Genomic DNA, 17227 nt, shown 5'->3' with positions numbered 1-17227 from the left:
CAGCGCAGGTTTCAATCCGGCGCGGTTTTCGTGTGTCCGGGGACCTGGGAAAGTATCAGTTTTACCCGACCGCCCTGGGGGCGGAGTTTCAATCCGGCGCGGTTTTCGTGTGTCCGGGGACCTTCCGGAATAGCTTATTCCAAAACCCGCTTCCGGGTGATCGTTTCAATCCGGCGCGGTTTTCGTGTGTCCGGGGACCCGTGTCCGAAATGTCGGGCGGTCTGAGCTGGGCAACATGGTGCTCCGGGGGCAACCTCTTGTTGATCATGATCTTGGACGAGCCTTAGGTGATCTCCATGGGGCATGTTTTCGCAGCTCAGGTGCACTTTGGGATCTTTCCGCCAACCTACCCGGGATCCCGGGCGTGTCGGAGGTTGTCGCAAGGGGCATTTCCGGACATAAGCTCCTGTTGATCTCGGCGGTGACGTCGATGCCACCGATTCTATCGGAGTTCGTCCGTCCGATCTCGGCATGAATACCTCTCCTTCCCGGCTGTTGAGTCGGATGTCTGACCAGCCGACGTTGTGGGCCGCGTGGTCGCGGGTCGCCGCCGGCACCGCACTCGCCGGAGCGGACGGCGTGACCGTCGCCGAGTTCGCCCACCACCTCGGCCCACGACTGGAGTCGCTGTCCGCGCTGCTGCGCAGCGGCGAATACACCCCGCAACCCCTTCGACTGATGACCGTCACCCGTGGTGGCGAGCGCCGCGACCGGGGCATTCCGACCGTCGCCGACTGGGTCGCCCAGCGCGCTTTCCTGCACGTCGCCGGCGACCGGTGGGAGACCCGCCGCGCCGAGGTCAGTTTCGCGTACCAGCGGGGTCGTTCCTGGGTGGACGCGTTGACGATGGCTCTCGCGTACCGGGACAAGGGGTTGCGCTACGTGGTCCGCGCGGACATCGCCGATTTCTTCGCGAGCGTTGACCACCAGCTCCTGCACGAGATGGTCAGCGGCAGGCTCGCCGACCCGGCGGTCAGCCGGATCGTACGCGGCTGGTTCACCGCGCCGATGCTGACCGCCGCCGGTCTGCGTACCCGGGTCCGGGGTGTTCCCGAGGGCGCGCCGATCAGTCCGACCCTGGCCAATCTCTACCTGCGTGAGTTCGACGCCCGGGTCGACGGCCGGCACGGCCGGCTGGTGCGTTACGCCGACGACCTGGCGCTGTTCTGCCTCGACCTCGACGCGGCGATCAGCGGCGCCCGGCAGATCGGCGCCGAGCTGGCCGCGCTCAACCTGCGGCTGCACCCGGACAAGACGCAGATCACCACGTTCGACGCCGGGTTCAGCATGCTCGGCTGGGTGTTCGACGGCGAGCACGGCCGGCCCGAGCAGCCCAACGCGGACTGGACCCACCCGCTGCTCAACACGCCGCAGCGGGGCAAGCTGCCGGCCAGCAACGGGAGCCGGCGATGATCGGCAAGGCGTTCCACGTGATCGGCCCGGACTGTGTCCTCGGCCGGCGCGACGGCCGGCTCGTCGTGCACCGCGACGGTGTGCTGCGCGCCTCCGCGCCGCTGACCATGGTCGGCGAGGTCGTCACCACCGGCCGGGTGACCGTCACGCCGCACGCCATGCACAGCATGCTCGCCCACGACATCCCGCTGATCCTGCTCAGCCGCACCGGCCGCCCGCTGGGTCGGCTCGAACCGCCCACCGCCGGGCACATCGCCGCCCGGCTGCGTCAACTCGACCGGCACCGCGACCCGGCCGCCCGGCTCGACCTGGCCCGCGCCGTCATCCCTGCCAAGATCGCCAACCAGGCGACGCTGCTGCGCCGCCGCGCGAAACGCAGCGGCGACCCGGCGACGGTGTGGGCGGCGGTCACCCGGCTCGCCGAGTTCGAGCAGGCCGCCAGCGCCGCGACCGACCTGGCACAACTGATCGGCATCGAAGGAGCGGCGGCCGGCGCGTACTTCCGGGCCATCCGGGTGATGACCCCAGCCGAGTACGGCTTCGCCGCCCGCGACCGCAGCCGCCGCGACGTGACCAACGCGCTGATCAACTACTGCTCGGCGCTGCTGCGGGAAACCGTGCACGGGGCGATCCTCGCCGCCGGGCTCGACCCGTACCTGTCGTTCCTGCACACCCCGAGCCGGGGCCGGCCCACCCTCGCCTTCGACCTGATGGAGGAGTGGCGGCCGGCGCTGCTGGAAAGCACCGTACTGGCGATGCTCGGTCTGCGTACCGTGACCGACGCCGACTTCGACGGCACCCACCTGACACCCGGCGCGACGTCCGCGCTGATCTCGCGGTATCAGGCCCGGCTGGCCATGCCGGCCCGCGAATGGCCGGCCCCCGCCGACCAGCCGACCTACCACCAACTGGTACGCCGCCAGGCGCTGCGGCTGCGCGGCTGGCTGCTCGACGAGCAGGCGCAGTACCGGCCGTTCCGTTGGAGGTGACCGTCATGCAGCCCAGCTGGTGGACCATCACCTTCGACCTGCCCGACGACCGCGACCGCCGGCAGCTGACGACGCTGCTGCGCCGCCACGGCGTACGGGTGCTGTACAGCGTCTTCACCATCCACATCGGTGACGCGCACCTGGACCGGCTGCTCGCCGCCAGTGCCGAACGGTTCACCGGCGGCGGGCACCTGCTGGCCCTGCCGTCCTGCCCGGACTGCGAAACCGCCGGGTACGGCGTACCGCTGGAAGTCCTCCCCGAGCAGGGCTGGGCCGGCTGGTGAACCGGCCGGTGCTCGTCGTCTACGACATCGTGAACGACCGCCGCCGCGCCGAGGTACGCGCCCGGCTCGGCCCGATCGCCGACCGCTTCCAGTACAGCGGGTGGCTGGTGCCACCGGAGGTCAACCTGACTGCGGCGCGGGTCGTCGCCGACCTGGCCGCGGTCGCCGGCCCGGCGGACCGGATCCACGGCCACGCCCCGTGCCCCGACTGCGCCCGCCGGGCCAGGTGGCTGCCGGCCCGCCAGCCGCACCGCCTCACCCGCCAACCCGGCTGGACCGCCCACTGAACGCGAACAGCCGCCCGAAAACGGGACGGGCACATCTCGCCAATTAAGAGGCGGCACGGTACCGCGTGGTACAGTCCGTGCATGGAGAGGATCACGCTGCGGGAGTTCCGCGATGGTGCGGGCCGGGTGCTGGAGTCGGTCGAGCGCACCCGTGAGCCGGTCGTCATCACCAAGTACGAGCGGCCGGTGGCCGTACTGGTGGGGATCGACGAGTGGGAAGAGCTCGAAGCATTCCGGGACAGCAAGGACGCTGCGGTGATTGCCCGCTCCCGTGCCGAGGGGCAGTTCGTGCCGCTGTCGGCGGCGTTGGAATCGCTCGGGGTCGATCCTCGTGAAGTCGAAGCGTTGCTGGCCGATCGCACCGACGGTGCGGCGGCGTGAAGGTTCAAGTCGACCGGGACGTGCTGGTCTGGCTGCACAAGCAGCCGCGCAACGTCTTCCTGACGGTCCTCGGCGCGATCCTTGACCTGGTGTCCGATCCTCTACCGCAAAGTTCGACCGAGCTCCGTGACGGATCGGGCCGACGGCTGCGTGTTGGTGACTACCGGGTCCTTTACCGGATCGACGGCGACGACCTGATCATCCATGCGGTCGGCCACCGCAAGGATGTCTACTCCTGAATCAGCCTGACAGCGGGTACGCCGCCATCGGCCGCGACGGGGTCGGGACCGATGGCCGGTCGGGCAGCACCTTCTGCGGACAGGTGCGGCCGAGTAACTTCCGGCTGTCTCGACCGCCGATCGCCGTACGGGCGCAGGGTTGCTTCAGGCGTTGAACCCGTCGGTCTTGACCGCGCGGATGAAGGCGCTCCATCCGGTGGTGGTGAAGGTGAGGACCGGGCCGGTGTGGTCTTTGCTGTCGCGGATTGCGGTGGTGGAGGGCAGGCTGGCGACCTCGACGCAGGCGCCGCCGTTGTTGTCACTGCGGCTGGACTTGCGCCAGATGGGGTGCGGCGTGTTCATGATCAGCCTCCGGTGTCGTCAGCGATCCGTTGGATGAGGGTGCGGGACTCGACTGGGCCGAGGGCGGCGGAGGTGAGTCCTTCCCAGAGCCGAGTGTATGCCCGGACCGCGTCGGGGCCGTCGGGGTAGGCGGCGTCGGCGAGGGTCTTCCACGTTGAGGTTCCTGGGTGTCGGTTGACCGTGATTGGCGGTAGGTTCGCTCGTTGCCGAGTGGTGGAACATTGCTGGTAGGTGGAACGGATGGGGTGTGGGGTTGAGTAGTCCCTTGGTGCGTCGGCGTCGGTTGGCGAAGGAGCTGCGGCGGCTTCGGGAGGAGGCCGGGCTGACCGCCGAGGAGTTGGCGCGGGCGGCGAAGATGTCGCGGCCGAAGCTGTCCCGGTTCGAGACGGCGGATCGGGTGCCGTCGGTGTCGGATGTGAGCGCGATCCTGGGCGCGTTGTCGGTTGACGGTGAGCGGTGGCACGAGCTGGTGCGGATGGCGAACGACGCCGCCGAGCGTGGTTGGTGGGAGTCGTACGGGTCGGGGATGGGTCGGCGTCAGGCGGTCTACGCGAATCTGGAGCACGGTGCGGTGAGCATCCGTGAGTATCAGTCGTTTGTGGTGCCGGGGTTGTTGCAGGTGCCGGCGTACACGCGGGCGCGGTCGGAGTTGGCGTTCAAGCAGGCCCGGTTGCCGTCGGCCGACCTTGATCGGACGGTGGAGGCGAAGATGATGCGGCAGCGGATGTTGGCGCGGCCGGACGGTCCTCGGTATGAGGTGGTGGTCGAGGAGGTCGCGGTGCGGCGGCCGGCTGCGCCGCCGGAGGTGATGCGGGAGCAGTTGCTGCACCTGGCGACGTTGGCCGAGGGGTCCGGGCGGGTGTCGGTGCGGGTGTTGCCGCAGGGCGCTGAGCTGCGGGATTACTGGTTGCCGAGGTCGCCGTTCACGGTGTACCGGTTCGGTGGTGGTGATCCGGACGCGGTCGCGGTGGACACCGAAACGGTCGACCTGGTCTATACCGAGCCGGATGAGGTGGCGCCCTATGCGGATCTGTTCGGTCGGGTGTGGGAGTCGGCGTTGCCGGCTGAGGACAGCGCCGGGCTGCTCCGGGGTGTGGCTGGGGCGGGTCGGTGAGGAGAATCGGGAGCATGAGCAGCTTTCTAGCCACAGGTTGGCGCAAGTCCACGCGGTCCGGCGGCGACGACAACTGCGTGGAGGTGAACGTCACGGATGTTCGGGTGGGCGTCCGGGACAGCAAGGCGGGTCCGGCGGGGCCGGTCCTTGATTTCAGCCGTACGTCGTTTGCCTTATTGATCCACAGTCTGCGTGCCGGGCGGGGGTGACCTGCGCTAACGCAGCTGGCTGAGGCCACACCGAGCGGTGTCCGGGTTATTCCGGGCACCGCTTTCGTCTGTCCGGGTGGGGGAGACGGTGGTGGATGCCTCTTGCATCGGGTGTCCGCCGGATGCATCCTGTAACAGTGCCGATGCTGGAACATTCCACAGATGCGACACTGTTTCGCGGTCCGCCGTCGTTTCGTCCGCGAGACGTGGTCGGTAGGTGGCGGTCGCGGTGACGGCGGAGAGCGGTGCGACAGCCGGGCGGGCCGAGTCGTGGCGGGTCAGGGCGGTCCGGTTCAGCCGGCGGTGGCGCGGGTTGGACCCGCAGGAGGTGTACGCGTACCTGCACCAGGTCGCCGATGAGCTGGATCGGCTGGCCGGTTTGGCGGCTGGTGAGCGGGTCGAGGCCGAACGCATCCGCGAAGGTCTCCGGCAGTGGCGCCAGCGGCACGTCGGCTGCCGGTTCAACGACCCGCCGCCCCGGCCGGATCCGTCGGCGGGCAGCGCCGGTCAAGCGCGCTACCCACCGAATCGGGGGCGGTGGTGAGCGTCGAACCCTGCCCCGCATGGGTGCGCCCCGGCTCACGTCATGTCCCAGGTCCAGTTTGGAGGAGGTTCGGATGACGCTGCATCGTCCCGTACGCCCGACCTGGATGTGCGCTGGTTGCGGTTTGCCGTGGCCGTGTCAGACGCGGCGGCGGGAGCTGTTGGCCGAGTACGCGGGTGCGGTGGTGTCGCTGTCGGTGTACATGGCGACGTGTCTGCTGGACGCGATGGCGGACCTGCCCGACTACCGGTGCGGCTATCTGTACTCGCGGTTCATCGGGTGGTGGCGCTGATGCCGGTCATCCGGCCCGGAACCCACCGCAGCGGCGGTGGCGACGGCGGTCGATCTCATCGCCGGGCTGAGCGCCACTGCCCTTGTTGAGCTGGGGTCGGGCCGCTGGCGGCAACCACCGGTCCGACCCCTACCCCCGCACTGCTGCGAGAGAAGGCAGACGATCATGGACATCTGCGCGTTGACCAGCGCCGCGTTGCTCCGGTTCCTGGCCGGGCTGTTCTCGTTCCGGGTCAAGAGCCGCTGGTGCCCCAAACGCGGCGAACTAACCACCACTCCACCGCCGCCGCACTGACGTCCTCGCACCGACTCCCTTCTGATGGCGAGTGTCGAGGGGGTCGTGGCTGCCTGACTGGCGGCCAAGTAGGAGACGACCTAACCGATCCACATAGGAAGTACGAAGAGGATTACTACGCGCTCATCCAGGAGGGAACGTGACCGGGAACCAAGGCCCCGCCAGCAGACACCATCTGCCCCCGTACGTCAGGGTCAACTCTGGTCCGACGCCGGATCGGCCGCCGTTGCCGCGACGGACGCCGGGGCAGACGGACATCGAGCGTGATCCGCGCTTCCGGTTGCTGGCCGCTCGTGGGGTGGCGGCACCTGACGGTGATCCACAGCGGGCGCCCTTGGACGGTGTGGCGGCGGCGATGCGGAACCGGCCCGACGCGGATGCGTTGGACCGTGCGCGGGAGACGGTAGCCGGGCACATGCCGAGTCGGTTGGCCGAGTGTCGGGTGTGTGACGTGGCGGCGTTCTGTCCGCCGTTTACCAGCGCGTTGGCCGTGCTGGACCGCTGGGATCAGGTCAAGGCGCGTCGGGTGCGGGCGGTGTTGCAGTACGCCGGGCTCTGGCCGGACGGGTACGTCCACGACGGGCGGGACGACTGATGACCGACCGCGATCTGATCCGGGTGGGCGACACGCTGCATCTCGGTAAGGCCGACTGGATGTTCGGCGACCGGTCGATGACGGTCCGGGTCTCCGACATCCGGTACGGCCTCGACGACGCCGATTCTCCGGTGGTCGGGATCCTGGCGACGATCACGTTGGCGGGGAGGGACGGGCGGATGGCCGCGATCGGCGTCTACAAATCAGCGCTGACCCGCCCCGGTGTGGTGCAGCGCCGGCAGCCGCCCAACGGCGCCGACTTCCCGGCCACCGAGCAGCCGTAGACCCCCGGGGCGCGTAACCGCCGTAGCCCTGGTGGGCGGTTGGGCACCGGGCACCCGACGGGCGGTGACGCCCCCGCGTCTGCCTCCGAGCACGCGGACGGCCGCTCGGCCCAGTGCCCTACCGCCGTCTACACGGCCACTCCACCGCCACCGCGCTGACACTCAGCCCTGAATTCGACTCGGGTGCTCTCAGAGGGTGTTTGCGATAGGTGTCAGTCGGGCCAGTCGTAGGCGCGGCGTTGTTGTCGGCGGGCCGGGCCGCCGCGGGTCAACCGGCGCAGCATCTGGTTGATCGCCGCCCACCGGACCATCGCCTCCGACACCGCCGGATCACGCTCGTAGTCCCGCGCCAACCGGCGATGCGCCGTCAACCACGCCAGACTGCGCTCGACCACCCACCTGCGCGGATGCACCACGAATCCCCGCTGCCCGGCAGGCTTACGCACAATGTCCACCGTGGTCGACACCACCCGCCGCGCCCACTCCACGAACCCGCCGGCGAAGCCCTGATCAGCGAACACGTACCGCATCGACGGCACCGCCGCCACCGCCGCGACCAGCGCACCCCGACCACCATCGCGGTCCTGCCACGACGCCGCCAGGACCCACACCGTCACCAGCAGCCCCATCGTGTCGGTCACCACAAACCGCTTCCGACCGTTGATCTTCTTCCCCGCGTCGTACCCACGGCTGTCGGACCCGACGGTGTCCGCGCCCTTCACACTCTGCGAGTCGATGATCCCCGCCGACGGGTCCGGATCACGCCCGGCCTGGAGGCGGACCTCCTCGCGCAGCCGGTCGACGATCCGCTCGGTCACCCGCCGCTGTTCCCACTTGCGGTACTGCCCGTACACCGTCTCCCACGGCGGGAAGTCCGCCGGCAACTGCCGCCACGAGCAGCCGGTCCGCACCACGTACAGGATCGCGTCGACGATGTCCCGACGCGGATGCTTCGGCGGGCGACCGGGCTCCTTGATCAACGGGAGCATCGGCTCGATGATCTCCCACTGGGCGTCGGTCAGGTCCGAGGGGTAGGTAGGGGTTCGCGCCACACCAGGTAGATCGACCCAACCCCATCCCCACCAACGGACACGCCGTCCGACACACCTATCGCAAACACTCACTCAGTCCTGACGTCTTTGGCTGCTTCTATTCCGGCGCGGTTTTCGTGTGTCCGGGGACCCGGGGAGATCGAACCGCAGATACTCTTTGCGGGAGCTTTCGTTTCAATCCGGCGCGGTTTTCGTGTGTCCGGGGACAAGAAGTAGGTAGCCGCCGCTAGTAGACGGCTACAGGTTTCAATCCGGCGCGGTTTTCGTGTGTCCGGGGACCCGGGCGTACCGTGTGCCCTGCACCCGGGGTGTTTGTTTCAATCCGGCGCGGTTTTCGTGTGTCCGGGGACCCGTGTCCGAAATGTCGGGCGGTCTGAGCTGGGCAAACAGGTGGCTCGGAGGGCAACCTCATGATCACCATGATCTTGGTGGCGGCTCAGTTGATCTCTGTAGGGCGAGTCTTTGCAGCTCGGGCGCGCTTTGGGATCTTTCCGCCAACCTCCCCCGGATCCCGGGCGTGTCGGAGGTTGCCGCAATCGACATTTCGCCGCAACTCCGGCACCGAATCTTGCGTACATCGATGTTCTGCCCGTCCTCGATGGAGGCCGCAGTGCTCGGCGTGGCTGTCTCACCTCCCGTCCGGTAGTCGTCGACAGGCCGATGTGGAAATTGTCGCTCACCGGGTCGGATCCGGCAAGAGGAAACGACTCGTCCTCGGGCAGCGGATCAGCGGACCGTACGTCGTGCTGCTGTGCAACGAGATACGGGTCGGGAGCTGCTGGCCAGGCGTTGATCGGCCACAGATGCTCCGAGTCGGGAACTTCAAGCAAGCTGTGTCAGACAACCGACGTTGGTGGAGTCGGAAAGACGGGACCAGAGCAGAGCCTGTCGGCTCCCGTTGTGTCGCAGTACGTCGACGGCGGCGTTCGATCATCACCCCGGCTCGTGCAGTGCTTCGGCTCGGCGTGCTACGCGGCGAGCATTTCTGCCAGCCCTCGGGCCTCCGGAGCGGACCGAATCGGGCCAGGCACCTTGCGGTAGAAGTCGACGGCGCGGCTGCGAGTGAGGCCGGTGCGCTGGTGGGCGGGGGCGTCGGCGAGTGCAGCGGCTGCCGACTGGCAGGCGCCGATGGTGTCGCCGTCGCGGTGCTGGCAGGTGGCGGCGTCAATGCGCAGCAGAGTGCGGGTGAGTGTGCTGGTCGGGGCCGACAAGGCGAGCGCGTACGTCTGGCTTTCGCGTGCGCGGCGGGTCTCGCCGAGCGCGCTCAGGGCGTGGGACAGGTGGACGTGGTGCTTCTGCTCGCAGTGGCCGAACCAGGAATCGGCTCGCTCCGATTCGGGCAGAGTGTCGGCGAGCTGGTCGGCGTCGCGCAGTGCCGAGTTGGCTTCGTCGCGGCGTCCAGCGAGGGCGTAGGCGCGGCCGGCGACGGCTGCGGCCAGGGTCGCGGCGGCGGTCGGTCCCTGGCCGGCGGTCCGGCGTGCCTGCTCGGCGAGTTCGGTTGCTGCCTGCGGCGCGCCGAAGTTGAGCGGAACCATCGCCTTGCGGGCCAGGACCCAGGCGTGCAGCGATCGGTCGCCGGACTCTGCGGCGGCGTGGGTCGCGGTGCCGAACCAGGCGTACGCCTCACGCCGGTTGCCGAGATCGTGCAGCACGACTGCCGTCATCCCGCCGAGTTGCCCGGTGATCCTGGCCAGCGCGACCCGGGTGGTGGCCGGCTGCGGACGCTGGAGCAGCTGGGTGACATCGGCGAAGTCGGTGAGCAGGTCGGCGAGGACGTCGGTGGGGACACGTCCGCCGTACCCGAAGCTGTGCTGCTCGGTGGCCGCTTCCAGCCGCGAAAGGTCGGCCGGGCCGCCGACGGACAGTGCGCGGTCGGCGACGGCCAGGACGTCCGCGACATGGTTCAGCGGGGCAGCGGTCAAGCCGGCGGCGAGGGCCGTACGCAGAAGCTCACGGCGGTACATGGACTCATCCTCCCTCGCGGAACGTGTTTCTGCCGCGATGTCGTTGGCGTCGTCCTCCCAGGATCGGGCAGCGAGGCCGAGCATGGCACCGGGGATGCGGAGGCCATCGGCGATACGTTCGATGGTATCGATGCCGGTGACACGGCCCTCGCCTCGTGCGATCAGGCTGACCCGCTCGGCCTTCAGGCCGGTGGCGGCGGCGATGGCGTTGAAGCTGAGCCCTGCTGCCTTCGCCGCGCTGAAGACGGTGCTGAAGGTACGGGTTGCGAGAGCTTCCACCATGCGCCGGTCACCGAGCAGACGGCGCGGTAGCCCACGAGGCGATGTCGACGGATCCACGCGACTCCTCGAAATGTGATCATGCCGATCGATGCACTATATCGCTTCTCGTGATATTGGGTGACCCCCCGTAGTGAGAGCCCCATCGTGGGTTACCTGCGGTGAGGTTGGTGCTGTCTAGTTTCTGTAGTCGCAGCCAGGCCAGGTGGAGTCCTCCGGTTGTCCTCCCGGTCCTGCCGTCCGTGACTGATCTCGAAGGCACGAAACGCAACCGCCGGCCGCACCGCTTCGCAGTCTCGGTCGACACGCACTTCTCGGTCCGAAAGCGCCCCGACGGTCCTTCCCGCGAAGGAGAGAAGCTTGAACAGGAACCAGGTTCCCGACAACAGGTACCAACGGACCCGACAGCCCATGGTCAACGCGGGTCCGACACCGGACCGGCCGCCGTTGCCGCGACGGACGCCGGGGCAGACGGACATCGGGCGTGATCCGCGTTTCCGGTTGCTGGCCGCTCGTGGAGTGGCGGCGGCATCTGGCAAAGACCCGCAGCGGACGCCCTTGGACGCGGTGGCGGCGGCGATGCGGAACCGGCCGGACGCGGATGTGCTGGCCCAGGCGCGGGAGGCCGTTGCCGGGCACATGCCGAGCCGGTTGGCCGAGTGTCGGGTGTGTGACGTGCCGGCGCGCGCCGCCGACAGGTTACGACGTACATGGAAGGGCGTAGATCAATACATCGCGCGAGACGGCCGGGTCCGCGCTGCCGATTCGGAGGGCGGAGAGGGCTACTCGTCGGCGTCCGGGCGCGGCGGCCGGTTGTGCTTCGCCCACTCGGTGATCTCGGCAGCGAGGTACACCTTCATGCCGCGTAGCTCCTGGTAGGGCTTCGGAAAGCCGGGTCGGCGAGCGATCTGTTGGAACCGCTGCCGAGACACGCCGAGGTACTCGGCGATCTCGTACGGACCCATCAACTCGCCCGGTCCTCCGGTCATGAGCCGAACGGTAGGCATGTTCGGGTCTACCCAATCGGACCTACCCTATTGACTACTCCTGCAAGTGTGGCTCATGATTCGCGTGTGCCTGCAGGGACCGGGAGACGCGGGATCGGGGTTGCAGTGTTCGAGGGCGTGAGGCATCAGCTCGAACCGCACCAGGTCAGGGCGGTCCGGTTCGGGTCGCGGTGGCGTGGGCTGGACCCCGACGAGGTGTACGTCTATCTGGGGCTTCTCGCCGACGAGCTGGATCGGCTGGTCCGACAGAGCGATGCCGCTCGGACCGAGTCCGAACGGCTCCGGGAAGGACTGCGGCAGTGGCGGCAACGGCACATCGGCTGCCGGTTCGACGACCCGCCGCCGGCATCGGGTGATCCGGAGCCCGGTCCGCAAGCCCGGAACAGGGGTCGGTGGTGAGCCCCGGAGTTCGCTGGACGATCCACGTACCCACCCCTGGCCAGACAAGGCGGCCCCGAGCGGCGCGGACACGCCAACCCGGGGCCTTGATCGGACACGGGAGGTCCGACCCGATGAACAGTTTCCCCGCCCCACCGGACGAACCCGCACCCGCCCGGCTGATGGCGCTCTACCCGCCCGGCAAGAGCCCTGTCATAGACCGGGTGGAGAACGCCCTCCGGGCGTTCGAGGCCACCGACCGGCCCAGCGCCGAACGTCTGCTGTCCATGTGGGCACACACTCCGGAGCTGTCTCGCCGGGAGCGAGCCGCCGTGCTCGCCCGGTTCGATCCCACTGGTTCGAGCGGAGGGCGTACGTCGTGACAATCCTGGTGATCGGCCCGCGTGAGCTGCCGAAGACGGACACGGTGGAGGTGTGGTGTGACGCGGGTTCCGGCGGGACGGGGCAGCGCGTCATGGTCTCCGTGAAGCTGCTGACCCTCTCCGGGCGCGACCGTGGGGAGGGCCGAACGGCGCTGTACGAGTACGAGTCGTACTACTGCCGGCAGTGACCGAACCGGGCCAATTTCTGGCCGGGGGTTCCGTCGTCCGTGTGGGCCAGGTGGCCGGATCTGGCTCGGGCGGTTACGTCGTACGGTGCCCCGGCTCCATGGCCGGTCACTGGTGCCTAACGCCTACGCCGAGGGCGTCGTACGGCTGGGCGTGCTCCAGGCCTTTCGTTCCGCTTGGGCGACCCGGCGGACCTCGGGGGTCGGGCCGGTGGCGGTAACCACCGGCCCGACCCCACCACCCTCATTCGTAGGGAAGGCAGAGGGTCATGGACATCTGCGCGCTGACCAGCGCCGCGTTGCTCGGCTTCCTCGCCGGCCTGTTCTCGTTCCGAGTCAAGAGCCGCTGGTGCCCCAAGTGCGGCGAGCTGACCACCACTCCACCGCCACCGCGCTGACACTCAGCCTCGAAATTCAGCTCAGGGCTTCTCGTTCCTCGCGTCTTGGGGCCGGGTTCAACCCGGCGCGGTTTTCGTGTGTCGGGGGACAGTATTTGTCCGCTTATGCACAAAGAGAGAAGGGAGGTTGTTTCAATCCGGCGCGGTTTTCGTGTGTCGGGGGACTAGCCCGAATGTTAGACACGCGCTGGCAGCCGCTGGCGGTTTCAATCCGGCGCGGTTTTCGTGTGTCGGGGGACCGTGTCCGAAATGTCGGGCGGTCTGAGCTGGGCAAACAGGTGGCTCCGAGGGCAACCTCATGATCATCATGATCTTGGTGCCGGCTCAGATGATCTCTGTGAGGCGCGCTTTGGGATCTTTCCGCCAACCTCCCCCGGATCCCGGGCGTGTCGGAGGTTGCCGCAATCGACATTTCGCCGCAACTCCGGCACCTAATCTTGCGTACATCGATGTGTCGTCCGTCCTCGATGGAGGCCGCTGGGCCCGGCGTGGCTGTCTCACCTCCCGTCCGGTAGTCGCCGACAGGCCGATGTGGAAATTGTCGCTCACCGGGTCGGCTCCGGCAAGGGAAACGGTTGGTACGAGTGGGTGTCCCGGTCGAACGAAAAGACCGTCCACCGCCCCGGATCCGGTGCCGCCAGGCGGGCACCCAACGCCAACGAGATCGCCACCGAGCCGCTGAGGAACACCGCGTACCGGCCGGTGCGGGCGGCACTCGGCAACGCGGCGGCCAGCCACTCCCGGCGGGCCTGCTCCACCACTCCGGTATAGGTGGCCGCGTCCTCGGTCAACAACGAACCCGCGCTGCGCAGCACCAGCAGGTGACCGATGCCATGTTGTCGGCAGGTCTCCCGTACCGGATCGGCGAACTGGCGCCCGAAACCCTGCAGATCCAACGCGAGCGCCGCCCGCGACGGATCCCCGCCCGCCACGACCTCCAGGCTCGCCGACAGCGGAGCCGCCGCCGACTCGGTGGCCCGCAACGCCGTCGCCGCGAAATACGGGGGAGACCCGTCGGCCTGGCGGACGGCGTGGACCCGCACCTCACGCGAATGGGTGTGACCCAGCCGGGCCCCGAACCAGAACGCCAGATGCAGCGGCATCGTCGGGATCAGATTGACCCGGGTGGCCTCCGGGGTCAGCCGCTGCGCCAGCATCAACGCGTTGAACGTCTCATCCGCCAACTCCTCGACCCGAGACTTGTCCACCACCGGATCACCGGACAAGGTGACCGCCGTCGCCACCGTCACCGCACACGTCGACCGGCTGAACTCCTCGGCCTGCTGCTCGTACTGCCGGGCCCTGGCCAGCCCGCGCCCGACGTCGCGCGCGGTCACCACGATCCCCACCTGCACCTGCCTGTGCGCCCGCTCCCGCAGCCCGAACCCGGCCACCAGCAGCGCCACCCCGGCCACGCAACCCACCACGAACCACCACCGGCCGGCCGCCTCACCGACCATCACCGACTTGGCCGCCTCGACACCGAACCCGCCGGCAAGCGCGCCGCCGACCGCCACCGCCGCCGTCCCGTCCGACAACGCCGCCCGCAGCCCGCCCGCCCAGCCGCCCCGGTCACCGCCCGACCCGCCGCCGACCCGGCCCGCCCGGCCCGCCCGGCCGCCACCGGTGGCCGAGCCGAACACCGTTAGCCCCGGTCCGTCCCACCGATCGTCCGTCACCGTGCCATCATCGACGCCGACCGCGCCACTGTGGAACCCGCCGCCGGGGCAAGGTCGCCATCGGATACCCGACACCGCCGGCTCCGCGACAGATCCACTGAGTAACGTTGATCGGCTCGGCACCATCCCCGCGACCACCCCCTCGATTGGACGGGCCGTGTCCCCTCGCGTTTCCTTCGTGCTGCACGCCGTCGGGCACGCCGACCTCGGCGTACCCCCACCCGACAGCGCCGGCGCCACCGACCTGCTGCGGCTGCTCGACGAGCGGCCCGACGACGATGACCAGACCCGGCGGGTCCTGCGGCTCCGCACCCCGGCGCAGACCACCGGCGACACCGCGCCGCTGGCCGCCGCACTCGCCGCCCTGCACGCCGACCCCGACACCGCCGGCACCGCCGGCACCGCCGTACACCTGATCCTCGCCACCACCGCCCGGGTCGCCGCCATCGCCGCCATCGCCGCCGCGATCGACCGCGCCGTCCGCCGCCTGCCCGACCTGTACGGCGGCACCATCGCCGCCGTCACCGTCATGCACGGCGACAGCCTCGACGAGACCGACATCGCCACCGGCGTCACCCGTACCCTCGACACCCACGCCGACCCGGGCACCGACCGGGCGTACGTCGTCTGGGGCAGCGGCTCCACCCAGACCGTCCTCGGCGCGCTCGACGCGGTGATCACGTCCGGCCTGCCGTGGTCGTTGATCCGGATCGGGCCGACCGTGGCGCCCCGGCACGCCGTCTACGACCCGACGGCCGGGTTGCCGGTCGACCCGGTGGTGCCGTTGCTGCGTCGCTGGCGCTACCACGATCTGCTGCGGGCTCTCGCCGACGCGGGCCAGCTGAGCCTGACGGTCGAGCAGCGGCGGGTCGTCGACGCGGAGGCTGATCACTTCGGGCAGGCGTACGTCGCGCCGAACGCCGACCGGATGCGGGCCGTGATGGCCGCCGCGTTGATGCGCGGCGACGGCAGCAGCGGATTCACCGTCCGCGCCTACGTCGTCCAGCGCTACCACGAGCTACGCGCCGCCGACGGCTCCCCGCTGGACCTGCTCACCTGGGCCGAAGAGCACGCCAAACGAACCCCGGTCACCCTCGGGGCGATGCTGCGGGTCATCCGCGAGCAACGCGCCGGGCACGCAGACCCGGCGGTACGGGCGGCGAAAGCCGCGCCCAGCGGCCGGTGGCTCGCCTCGCAGATCGTCCACCAGCTCAACGAGATGGGCAAAGCCAGCGCCCACGAACTCAAACCACCGGACCCGCCGATGCTCGACGCGCTGCGCCGACACCTGCGCCAACACGACAGAACCCCGACCGCCACCGGTGGCGGTGGCGGTGGCGCGACCGCAGCCGGTGACAACGCGCCGGCCGGGCTCGGGCCGCTGCCCCTGGTGCCCGGCGACACCGCCTGGTACCTCAGCGTCGTCGGCAACCCGTCGCGCGACGGCAGCCCGTACATCGTCGAACAGGTCGTCGAGGCCGCCGCCGACCCCGACCGGCGCGACGACCTCGACTCGGCGGTCCGCACCTACCTCGGGGTGCCGGCCGGCCAGCCGGTGCCGGTCAAGGCGTTGATCCTCGGCACCGCCGCCGGCACCTACCCGCACGCCCGCCAGGCCGCCGACCGGCTGCGGGCCGCCGGGCACACCGCCGTCGCCGCCCCGATCGCCGACCTCGGCGTCGCCGCCGACGACCCGGCCGCGTTCACCGAGCCGGTCGCCGCCGAACTGTTGCGCCAGCACGTCGGCCCGGACACCGGGGCGATCGTGCTCATCCCGACCGGGCCGAAGGAGCATGTGCTGACCCTGCTGGCCGCCGGGCAGCAGGCCGCCGCCGTACGGGGAATCCCGCTGTTCGTGCGTCAGCTCGTCACCCGCGACCGGAGTGTGCTCGACGCCGGCACCCACCGGCTGCCGCTGCGCTTCGGCACCGACCTGGCCATCCTCGCCGCCGCCAGCCACGCCCTGGACGTCGCCGAACTCGACACCGCCGCCCGACTGCTCGGCACCCTCGCCACCGGGCAGCCGCTGAGCGCCCGCGCGGTGAGCCTGTCCGACGCGCTGCGCTGCGCCACCCGGCGGCTGCGCCGCTGGCCGGTGCCGGTGCAGGCCGGCGTCACCACCACCGAGGACTGCACCCTCCGGATGATCGGCGAACGGATCGACGTGTGGGCCGCGCTGCCCGACGTCGACCGGGACGCCGCCACCGGGATGCGCGCCATCATCGGCGCCTGCGCCAGCACCGAACACTCCATCGACGCCAACCGGCTGAAGGAAGCCACCCGGCGGCAGGTGCTGCGACCGCTGTACGAGATCCGCAACCGGCTGCCGATCACCCACGGCCGCAGTCGCGCCGACGGCGACACCCCTGAGCCGCTCAACCTGGAACCGCTGATCGTGGAGCGCACCGGGGGAGCGCAGCACACCGTCAGCGGGCTGCTCACCGCGATCGCCGCCGCCGCCCGCAGCACCTTCGGTGACCGCCCCGGCACCGGCCCCCGACTGACCGACCTGCTCGCCGAGCTGCGCGACGACGTACGCCGGCTGCGCGACACCGAACACGCCGAGCTGGCCTGGCGCGCCGAACGGGCCGGTCAGGCCGGTGCCGGGCTCCGGTAGCGGGACCTCTACCGGAAC

Annotated in this window: 23 protein-coding genes and 2 CRISPR repeat arrays (1 of these 25 only partly in view); of the genes, 18 read left to right on the top strand and 5 right to left on the bottom strand. The window is 69.8% G+C overall.

What is annotated here, in order from left to right; translation table 11 throughout:
* A CRISPR array of direct repeats spans positions 1 to 199; the repeat unit is 37 nt; unit sequence GTTTCAATCCGGCGCGGTTTTCGTGTGTCCGGGGACC (it extends 68 nt beyond the left edge of the window).
* 305 nt (positions 200 to 504) lie between these two features.
* From O7621_RS24925 to O7621_RS24900, 6 genes are all read left to right on the top strand, one after another.
* Positions 505 to 1413, top strand: a complete 909-nt coding sequence (locus O7621_RS24925) for a reverse transcriptase domain-containing protein (protein ID WP_282231485.1) — start codon at positions 505 to 507, stop codon at positions 1411 to 1413.
* The gene (gene cas1, locus O7621_RS24920) at positions 1410 to 2402 is read left to right on the top strand and encodes a CRISPR-associated endonuclease Cas1 (protein WP_282231484.1); all 993 of its coding nucleotides are present in this window, start codon (positions 1410 to 1412) and stop codon (positions 2400 to 2402) included. Before O7621_RS24925 ends, cas1 begins: the two co-directional genes overlap by 4 nt.
* A gap of 5 nt (positions 2403 to 2407) precedes the next feature.
* Positions 2408 to 2686, top strand: a complete 279-nt coding sequence (locus O7621_RS24915) for a CRISPR-associated endonuclease Cas2 (RefSeq protein WP_282231483.1) — start codon at positions 2408 to 2410, stop codon at positions 2684 to 2686.
* Positions 2683 to 2973, top strand: coding sequence for a CRISPR-associated endonuclease Cas2 (locus O7621_RS24910; RefSeq protein WP_278114760.1), 291 nt, complete (start codon positions 2683 to 2685; stop codon positions 2971 to 2973). The genes O7621_RS24915 and O7621_RS24910 overlap by 4 nt, the downstream gene beginning before the upstream one ends.
* A gap of 81 nt (positions 2974 to 3054) precedes the next feature.
* Positions 3055 to 3354, top strand: a complete 300-nt coding sequence (locus O7621_RS24905; protein ID WP_278114762.1) for a type II toxin-antitoxin system Phd/YefM family antitoxin — start codon at positions 3055 to 3057, stop codon at positions 3352 to 3354.
* Entirely contained in the window at positions 3351 to 3593 is a 243-nt protein-coding gene (locus O7621_RS24900) for a type II toxin-antitoxin system RelE/ParE family toxin (RefSeq protein ID WP_278114764.1), read from the top strand. The genes O7621_RS24905 and O7621_RS24900 overlap by 4 nt, the downstream gene beginning before the upstream one ends.
* A gap of 144 nt (positions 3594 to 3737) precedes the next feature.
* On the opposite strand, the gene O7621_RS24895 is transcribed toward O7621_RS24900, so the two are convergent.
* Positions 3738 to 3935 (bottom strand): DUF397 domain-containing protein, encoded by a 198-nt coding sequence (locus tag O7621_RS24895; protein WP_282231482.1) that lies wholly within the window; start codon positions 3933 to 3935, stop codon positions 3738 to 3740.
* 253 nt (positions 3936 to 4188) lie between these two features.
* Here O7621_RS24895 and O7621_RS24890 point away from each other — a divergent pair, with 253 nt between their 5' ends.
* The 7 genes from O7621_RS24890 (at position 4189) to O7621_RS24860 (ending at position 7267) form a co-directional block, all read left to right on the top strand.
* The gene (locus O7621_RS24890) at positions 4189 to 5049 is read left to right on the top strand and encodes a helix-turn-helix transcriptional regulator (protein WP_282231481.1); all 861 of its coding nucleotides are present in this window, start codon (positions 4189 to 4191) and stop codon (positions 5047 to 5049) included.
* Between the two features lie 14 nt (positions 5050 to 5063).
* Positions 5064 to 5258 (top strand): DUF397 domain-containing protein, encoded by a 195-nt coding sequence (locus tag O7621_RS24885; protein WP_282231480.1) that lies wholly within the window; start codon positions 5064 to 5066, stop codon positions 5256 to 5258.
* Positions 5259 to 5475: 217 nt separating this feature from the next.
* Positions 5476 to 5802 carry a DivIVA domain-containing protein gene (locus O7621_RS24880; RefSeq protein WP_282231479.1) on the top strand — a complete coding sequence of 109 codons (327 nt, stop codon included), beginning with the start codon at positions 5476 to 5478 and terminating at the stop codon, positions 5800 to 5802.
* A 73-nt stretch (positions 5803 to 5875) separates the two neighbouring features.
* On the top strand, positions 5876 to 6094 hold the full coding sequence (locus O7621_RS24875; RefSeq protein ID WP_278114772.1) for a hypothetical protein: 219 nt from the start codon (positions 5876 to 5878) through the stop codon (positions 6092 to 6094).
* A 36-nt stretch (positions 6095 to 6130) separates the two neighbouring features.
* Positions 6131 to 6388 carry a hypothetical protein gene (locus tag O7621_RS24870; protein WP_282231478.1) on the top strand — a complete coding sequence of 86 codons (258 nt, stop codon included), beginning with the start codon at positions 6131 to 6133 and terminating at the stop codon, positions 6386 to 6388.
* 139 nt (positions 6389 to 6527) lie between these two features.
* Complete coding sequence (locus tag O7621_RS24865) at positions 6528 to 6983, top strand: hypothetical protein (protein WP_282231477.1); 456 nt, start codon at positions 6528 to 6530, stop codon at positions 6981 to 6983.
* Complete coding sequence (locus tag O7621_RS24860; protein WP_282231476.1) at positions 6983 to 7267, top strand: hypothetical protein; 285 nt, start codon at positions 6983 to 6985, stop codon at positions 7265 to 7267. Before O7621_RS24865 ends, O7621_RS24860 begins: the two co-directional genes overlap by 1 nt.
* 212 nt (positions 7268 to 7479) lie before the next feature.
* Here O7621_RS24860 and O7621_RS24855 read toward each other — a convergent pair whose 3' ends face one another.
* From O7621_RS24855 to O7621_RS24845, 3 genes are all read right to left on the bottom strand, one after another.
* A complete protein-coding gene (locus O7621_RS24855; protein ID WP_282230447.1) occupies positions 7480 to 8319 on the bottom strand; it encodes an IS5 family transposase in 840 nt (279 codons plus the stop codon).
* Between the two features lie 94 nt (positions 8320 to 8413).
* A CRISPR array of direct repeats spans positions 8414 to 8672; the repeat unit is 36 nt; unit sequence GTTTCAATCCGGCGCGGTTTTCGTGTGTCCGGGGAC.
* Between the two features lie 615 nt (positions 8673 to 9287).
* A complete protein-coding gene (locus tag O7621_RS24850) occupies positions 9288 to 10565 on the bottom strand; it encodes a helix-turn-helix domain-containing protein (protein ID WP_282231475.1) in 1278 nt (425 codons plus the stop codon).
* A gap of 779 nt (positions 10566 to 11344) precedes the next feature.
* Positions 11345 to 11551 (bottom strand): DNA-binding protein, encoded by a 207-nt coding sequence (locus O7621_RS24845; protein WP_233605958.1) that lies wholly within the window; start codon positions 11549 to 11551, stop codon positions 11345 to 11347.
* 135 nt (positions 11552 to 11686) lie between these two features.
* Here O7621_RS24845 and O7621_RS24840 point away from each other — a divergent pair, with 135 nt between their 5' ends.
* From O7621_RS24840 to O7621_RS24825, 4 genes are all read left to right on the top strand, one after another.
* Complete coding sequence (locus tag O7621_RS24840) at positions 11687 to 11968, top strand: DivIVA domain-containing protein (RefSeq protein ID WP_282231474.1); 282 nt, start codon at positions 11687 to 11689, stop codon at positions 11966 to 11968.
* 113 nt (positions 11969 to 12081) lie between these two features.
* Positions 12082 to 12330 (top strand): hypothetical protein, encoded by a 249-nt coding sequence (locus tag O7621_RS24835; RefSeq protein WP_282231473.1) that lies wholly within the window; start codon positions 12082 to 12084, stop codon positions 12328 to 12330.
* On the top strand, positions 12327 to 12518 hold the full coding sequence (locus tag O7621_RS24830) for a hypothetical protein (RefSeq protein WP_282231472.1): 192 nt from the start codon (positions 12327 to 12329) through the stop codon (positions 12516 to 12518). The genes O7621_RS24835 and O7621_RS24830 overlap by 4 nt, the downstream gene beginning before the upstream one ends.
* Positions 12519 to 12784: 266 nt before the next feature.
* The gene (locus O7621_RS24825) at positions 12785 to 12913 is read left to right on the top strand and encodes a hypothetical protein (RefSeq protein ID WP_278114792.1); all 129 of its coding nucleotides are present in this window, start codon (positions 12785 to 12787) and stop codon (positions 12911 to 12913) included.
* Positions 12914 to 13458: 545 nt separating this feature from the next.
* On the opposite strand, the gene O7621_RS24820 is transcribed toward O7621_RS24825, so the two are convergent.
* The gene (locus O7621_RS24820; protein WP_282231471.1) at positions 13459 to 14592 is read right to left on the bottom strand and encodes an SAVED domain-containing protein; all 1134 of its coding nucleotides are present in this window, start codon (positions 14590 to 14592) and stop codon (positions 13459 to 13461) included.
* A 157-nt stretch (positions 14593 to 14749) separates the two neighbouring features.
* On the opposite strand from O7621_RS24820, the gene O7621_RS24815 reads away from it, so the two are divergent.
* Positions 14750 to 17209 (top strand): hypothetical protein, encoded by a 2460-nt coding sequence (locus O7621_RS24815; RefSeq protein WP_282231470.1) that lies wholly within the window; start codon positions 14750 to 14752, stop codon positions 17207 to 17209.
* Positions 17210 to 17227: the final 18 nt, after the last annotated feature.

Source organism: Solwaraspora sp. WMMD937 (assembly GCF_029581175.1).
Classification (GTDB): domain Bacteria; phylum Actinomycetota; class Actinomycetes; order Mycobacteriales; family Micromonosporaceae; genus Micromonospora_E.
This window is presented reverse-complemented; position numbering and strand designations above follow the sequence as displayed.